This is a genomic window from Acinetobacter sp. Res13-Abat-PEC15-P4-01, assembly GCF_015676285.1.
Classification (GTDB): domain Bacteria; phylum Pseudomonadota; class Gammaproteobacteria; order Pseudomonadales; family Moraxellaceae; genus Acinetobacter; species Acinetobacter nematophilus.
This window is the reverse complement of sequence record NZ_JADAIN010000013.1, coordinates 1-5,572: the sequence shown is the minus strand read 5'-3', so window position 1 is coordinate 5,572 and position 5,572 is coordinate 1. Positions and strand designations below refer to the sequence as shown.

6 protein-coding genes are annotated in these 5,572 nt (G+C 33.4%); 1 reads left to right on the top strand and 5 read right to left on the bottom strand.

What is annotated here, in order from left to right; all coding sequences use genetic code 11:
- Positions 1-212 precede the first annotated feature (212 nt).
- Positions 213-1,001: a pyrroline-5-carboxylate reductase gene (gene proC, locus IMO47_RS05025; protein WP_196077790.1), complete on the bottom strand. Its 789-nt coding sequence runs from the start codon at positions 999-1,001 to the stop codon at positions 213-215.
- Positions 1,002-1,110: 109 nt separating this feature from the next.
- Here proC and IMO47_RS05020 point away from each other — a divergent pair, with 109 nt between their 5' ends.
- Positions 1,111-1,761: a GntR family transcriptional regulator gene (locus IMO47_RS05020; RefSeq protein WP_196074531.1), complete on the top strand. Its 651-nt coding sequence runs from the start codon at positions 1,111-1,113 to the stop codon at positions 1,759-1,761.
- On the opposite strand, the gene IMO47_RS05015 is transcribed toward IMO47_RS05020, so the two are convergent.
- The 4 genes from IMO47_RS05015 to IMO47_RS05000 all read right to left on the bottom strand — a co-directional run bounded on the left by IMO47_RS05015 (position 1,758) and on the right by IMO47_RS05000 (position 5,524).
- Positions 1,758-3,068, bottom strand: coding sequence for an FAD-binding oxidoreductase (locus IMO47_RS05015; protein ID WP_196074530.1), 1,311 nt, complete (start codon positions 3,066-3,068; stop codon positions 1,758-1,760). The two genes, IMO47_RS05020 and IMO47_RS05015, sit on opposite strands and share 4 nt — an antisense overlap.
- Positions 3,069-3,071: 3 nt before the next feature.
- On the bottom strand, positions 3,072-3,920 hold the full coding sequence (locus IMO47_RS05010; protein WP_196074529.1) for a VOC family protein: 849 nt from the start codon (positions 3,918-3,920) through the stop codon (positions 3,072-3,074).
- A gap of 81 nt (positions 3,921-4,001) precedes the next feature.
- Entirely contained in the window at positions 4,002-4,193 is a 192-nt protein-coding gene (locus tag IMO47_RS05005) for a 4-oxalocrotonate tautomerase (protein ID WP_196074528.1), read from the bottom strand.
- 26 nt (positions 4,194-4,219) lie between these two features.
- Positions 4,220-5,524 carry a cation:dicarboxylase symporter family transporter gene (locus IMO47_RS05000; protein WP_196074527.1) on the bottom strand — a complete coding sequence of 435 codons (1,305 nt, stop codon included), beginning with the start codon at positions 5,522-5,524 and terminating at the stop codon, positions 4,220-4,222.
- Positions 5,525-5,572 lie beyond the last annotated feature (48 nt).

The following is a 5,572-nucleotide window of genomic DNA, read 5'->3' as shown; positions in this document are numbered from 1 at the left end:
TAATATCTGTTTTTTATGCGTATTCCGTTTACGTATGATGAATAATTAATTCATAAAAATTTATAATTATTAATATTTTAAAAAACCATAACATTAAATAATAATTACAATGGATATGTATTCGAGTGTATGACTATAATTAATCTAAAAATTCTGAATTTTAAAAATATAAACCACACTTTAAAATGAAGTTTATACTCGTTTAACAAAATTTAGTGCTTTGATAACTCAATTGATCTATCAAAAGCAGCTTGCAATGCTTCAACTATTAACATTCTAAGAGCGGAATTATTCTCAAGTTTTAGTATAGCAGCATACGTCGTTCCATTAGGTGATGTTACATTTTCTCTAAGTTTTACTAAATCAATATCTGATTGTATCTGTAATAGAGCTGCACCTAAGGCCGTTTGCTTTGCGAGAATTTCTGCAATTTCTCTTTTTAAACCTAATTTTTCACCTGCATTGCTGAGGCATTCAGTAAATAAATGAAAATATGCTGGTCCACTACCACTTAAAGCAGTAATTGCATGTAAATCATCTTCATTATCAATCCAAAGTGTATATCCAACAGTTGCAAATAATCTTTCAATATTATTTTTTAAATCAATATATAGATTAGAATCTGTATAAATTGCAGAGCACCCAGCATTCGCTAAAACAGCTGTATTTGGCATAACTCTAATTATTGGAATATTTTTATTCTTAATGATTTTTTTTAATATGTTGGTTTCTATCCCAGCCATAATTGAAATAATACAAGCTTTTTTATAAAATTCCTTATTTAAGTTTTCAAGAATTTCTTTTGCCAGATTTGGTTTTATTGCTAAAACAACAATATCAAAAGTCTGTGATGGAACATCAGTTTGTTGATTAAAAAAGCAGATATTATCAGCATCTATCATTGGGTCAACCGCAACAAGCTTTGATACTAATTTCTTTTCTATCCAGGCATTACCTAATGCCTGCCCCATTTTTCCATAACCTAAAAATAGAATATTCATCTAATATTCTCCTTTATTTAATAAACAATAGACAACAATTATTCTGTTCATCATGATAGAATTCCTAAAATATTTGCCGTAATAATTAATTAGCTAGCTAGGGACATATATGCCTTCTGCCAATACACCTATTTCAGGAAATCAAAAAGCTTACCTAGCTATAAAGAAACTCATTACAGATGGTGATCTGCCTGAAGGATCACCAATCAGACAAGAAGAAATTGCTACCAGTTTAGGTTTAAGCAAGATTCCTGTACGTGAAGCTTTAATCAGACTTGAAAGTGATGGATTTATTAAATTCACTCCGAATGTAGGAGCAACAGTTGCTGTTTTTACTGTAAATGATCATTTAGAACTGCTCGATATACGTCTTGCTTTAGAATGTAAAGCATTAGAACTCGCTATTCCAAATATGGTTCAAAAAGATATTGAAAACGCACAACAAATTTTGCACCAATACGCACAAGCAAAAACAGAGCAAGAGCGCAGTGATTTAAATATGGAATTTCATCATTGTATTTATGCTCCTTCCATGCGACCGCGTTTATTACAAATGATTTCTTCAGCCCAAGACCAGATGGGGAAAATTTTACGAAAGCGAATTTCTCAAGCTGCTGGCTCTAAACGATCACATGTACAGCACCAAGAAATTTTAGATGCTTGCGCAAATGCAGACCTGAACAAAGCGGTTAAACTTTTAAAGAAACACATAGAACAAACAAAAAAAGAAGTTCTAGCTTATTTCAGACATATCGATTAATTTTCTATACAGTCTTGAAACCTCTTAATAAATGTTGCTGCTGCTACTCCTAAATACCTGAATTCATGAAAAGCTATTGGTTTTATATCAGTAACAGGAATGGGCAAAGAAGCCGCTGACTCGCCTAGTACACGTTTTGCTAATTCGATGCCTAAGCTTGTAGAAATTGCAATTCCCCTCCCATTACAGCCGACTGATATATACATATTCTTATGCGGTTCGTGGATGTGAGGAAGATGATCTGTAGTGACAGCAAAATACCCACTCCAAGCATATTCCCATTCCAGTTTAATTTTTGTACCAAAAAGCTTATGACCTGATTGATGTAAATAACTCACAATTTTTGAATGATTTAGACCCGCTGTTGCTCCTGATCCTCCCATTACCAACCTACCTTCAGGAGATAATCTAAATGAAGTGAGTAATTCACGTGTATCGCTAGAAACATGTCCTTGAGGCAGGATCGATTTACGCAAAAAATCAGGAATTATTTTTGTTGCAACTTGGGCAGTACGAACAGGTACAATCGATCTATTTAATTTCTTCACTAAATCTTCAGCATATGCACCTGTTGCCACAATAATGCTCTTTGCTTTAACAGAACCATTTTGTGTTTTAACAATCCAAACATCACCATTATTTATTAAATGAATAACTTTTGAGTGACAAAAGATATGTACTCCAAGTAAATGTGCAGCATTTGCTAATCCTCTTACAAAGCTAAATGGTTGAATACATCCACCACGAGGATCAATCCAACCTATATGATACTTGGAAGTTCCTAGCAGATCATGTAACTTTCTTCCTTCAATTACCTCCGTATTGATTCCCCGTACTTCCCATACTTTTGCTCTATGTAAAACGGCTTTTTCTCCTTTTTTTGTAAAGGCGGGTTGAATCCATCCTTTATTAACTGGACTACAATTGATATTGTATTTTTTTATGAGATTAAAAACTATCGATGGAGCTTTACTACTAAAATCAACTAGTTTTCTTCCTAATTCTCCAGGAAAAATAGACTCTATAATATCAGGGTCCTGTTTTAATCCGGCTATAATTTGCCCATTATTTCTCCCCGAGGCTCCCCAACCAGGTTCTGATGCATCGAGTACTATAGCTTTAACACCTTGCTCAGCAAGGTGAATTGCAGCAGAAAGTCCGGTAAAACCACCTCCAATTATTAAGACATCAGACTCTAAATTTTTAACAAGCTCTTTTGTTTCAAACAATTCAATGGCTGTTTCTGCCCAAAGGGAATTAGGTAGAATTAGAGATTCTTTCAATAAATCTGTAGTACTGGTTGTCATTTTTTATTTCTCAGCAAAATCTAAATAAAGACCACATGCATTTTCAGGAGAAACACGGATTAAAGAACCATGCTGTACAAAAGGCACATTATTTTGTTCTAAAATATGCTTTAAGACAGTCCTATCTCTAATAGAGATTCCACAGCTACTCAAGTATGGAGTTACTACATTTGGGAGTATTAATCCTTCTTTTTCTGCGCGCGTATTTACCAGTACACGATGAGTTCCACCATCAGGTAACGTTACTTTAATCTGGTCAGTTTCTTGCTCAACGGCTTCTTCTGCAAACAATTTCTTAAGTTGTTCACTAATACCATCTAATGTTTCTACGACTGATGTCATCTCAAAAATATCATATGCCGTATTTGGGTGTACAAGATATTCAGGTTTTCTCAATAATTCAGGTGTGAGGTGTTCACATACTAAAGAAGCCATTAATGCTGGGATATCATCTTTATTAAAAAACACCAATCGAAATGAAACGGGAACTTTTCCAGTTTTCAACTCAAAATTTCGAGTGAGTTCTTGTGGTTCTGTGGGATTTAGACCTGCTGCAACTGCATTTTTATAAAGATCACGATTATCCAAATCCGAACGAAATGCTGTACCCAACAAACCTTCACGTTCTGCTAAAAAATTTTCTAATCCATGTGTGTAGCGATCAGCATCTATAATTCCACGATGTTCAAGATAGTTTTTCTGAAACATGATGCACCAGTTACCTGTACCCCATTCGATATGACTTCCACGTGGTGGAATTGTAAAGCCTAGATTGCTATAAACTGCATGAGACTCTGATAAGTTTTTGACAGCAATAACTGGATGATCAAAACCTTTAATACCAATATCCATAATAACTAATCTCTTTTCAATTGAGAGGAAATTGTTCAAAAAACAATGTTTAAAAGGTATACTTTTATTTAAAAAAGTATACTATTTATCCGGTTCAGAGTAGAACTCTCCTGCATGAGCCCAGTTGTAACCAGGGATCTCTTTAAAAACTACATCTATTGTTTCAATTGGGCATTGAAGTACTTCTGATGTAAGTTTGGTTACTTTTTTGACAAATTCTTTTTTTTGCGCATGAGTACGGCCTGGTGAAAGCTCTATATTAATTAAAGGCATGTGTTTGTCCTCTTTATAAATTGAAATTACTGAGCGATTTGTTTTGCTTTTTCAGACTGATCTATGATACATACAGCAACAATATTCCCTATTAGATTTGTAAATGTCCTCATTGAATCCATAAATCGATCTATTCCTAGCAACAAAACTACAGCTGCGACTGGGATATATGGAAAAATTGATAATGTAGCGATCAAAGTTACGAATCCAGATCCAGCTACACCTGCAATCCCTTTTGAAGTGACCATAAAAATTAGAATGAGCGTTATTTCTTGCATGAGTGTTAATGGGATATTGCAAGCTTGAGCAAGAAAAATAATCGCCATGACGAAATACATAGACGATCCATCTAAATTAAAGGAAAATCCGGCTGGTATAACAAATCCGACAACATGCTTTTTATAACCATGCTGTTCTAATTTTCTTATTACATTTGGTAGAGCAGCCTCTGACGATGCTGTTGAAAAAGCTAAAATTAATTCTTCTTTAAAGTAGCGGATGAGTTTTAAAATATTTATTTTAAAATAAAAGCTTACACTACTTAATATACAAAATACAAAGATAAGACAACAAGTATAAAAGAGTAATAAGAATTTTATTAAAGGGATAAATGATTGGAGACCATATTTACCAATTGTGTAAGAAATTGCACCAAATATTGCCAAAGGGGCTAATTTCATAATCATCCCAACAACGATAAATATTGCTTCAGATAATTTCTCAATTAAATTAATTATAGGTTCAGCTGCTGATCCCATTTTTAAGAAAGCTATTCCTAAAAATATGGCGACGAAAAGTATCGGTAAAATATTTCCTTGAGTAAAAGCAGATACAAATGTGTCGGGAATAATAGTCATCAACCATCCAATGATGGTGTGTGATTCAGCTGTGTGACTAAAATTTGATAAACCTGAAGGATCCAATTGAGCTGGATCTATGTTCATATTTTTACCAGGCTCAAAAATTTTCGCTACGATTAGACCAATAATCATCGCTAATGTGGTCATTATTTCAAAATATAAAATTGATTTTATAGCTATTCTACCGACACTAGCTTGGCTCCCAATTTTTGCAATACCAACCGCAATTGTACAAAATATAATTAAACCAACTACCGCTTTGATTAATTTCATAAATGCTGTAGAAAGTGGACTTAATTCTGTAGCAAAAGAAGGAAAATAATGTCCGACGACTAAACCTAAACTTAAACCTATAATCATTTGAAAAATAGAAGTTTTCCAAAATGATTTCTTCACAATTAATTGACTATCTAATTGTAAGGTAGGTGTTGACGTTTTTTTACTATAATCCATTTCATGATTCTTATTCATTGTGAACATCCTTTGTTCATAATCTTATAAAAATAGTATACTATTTAT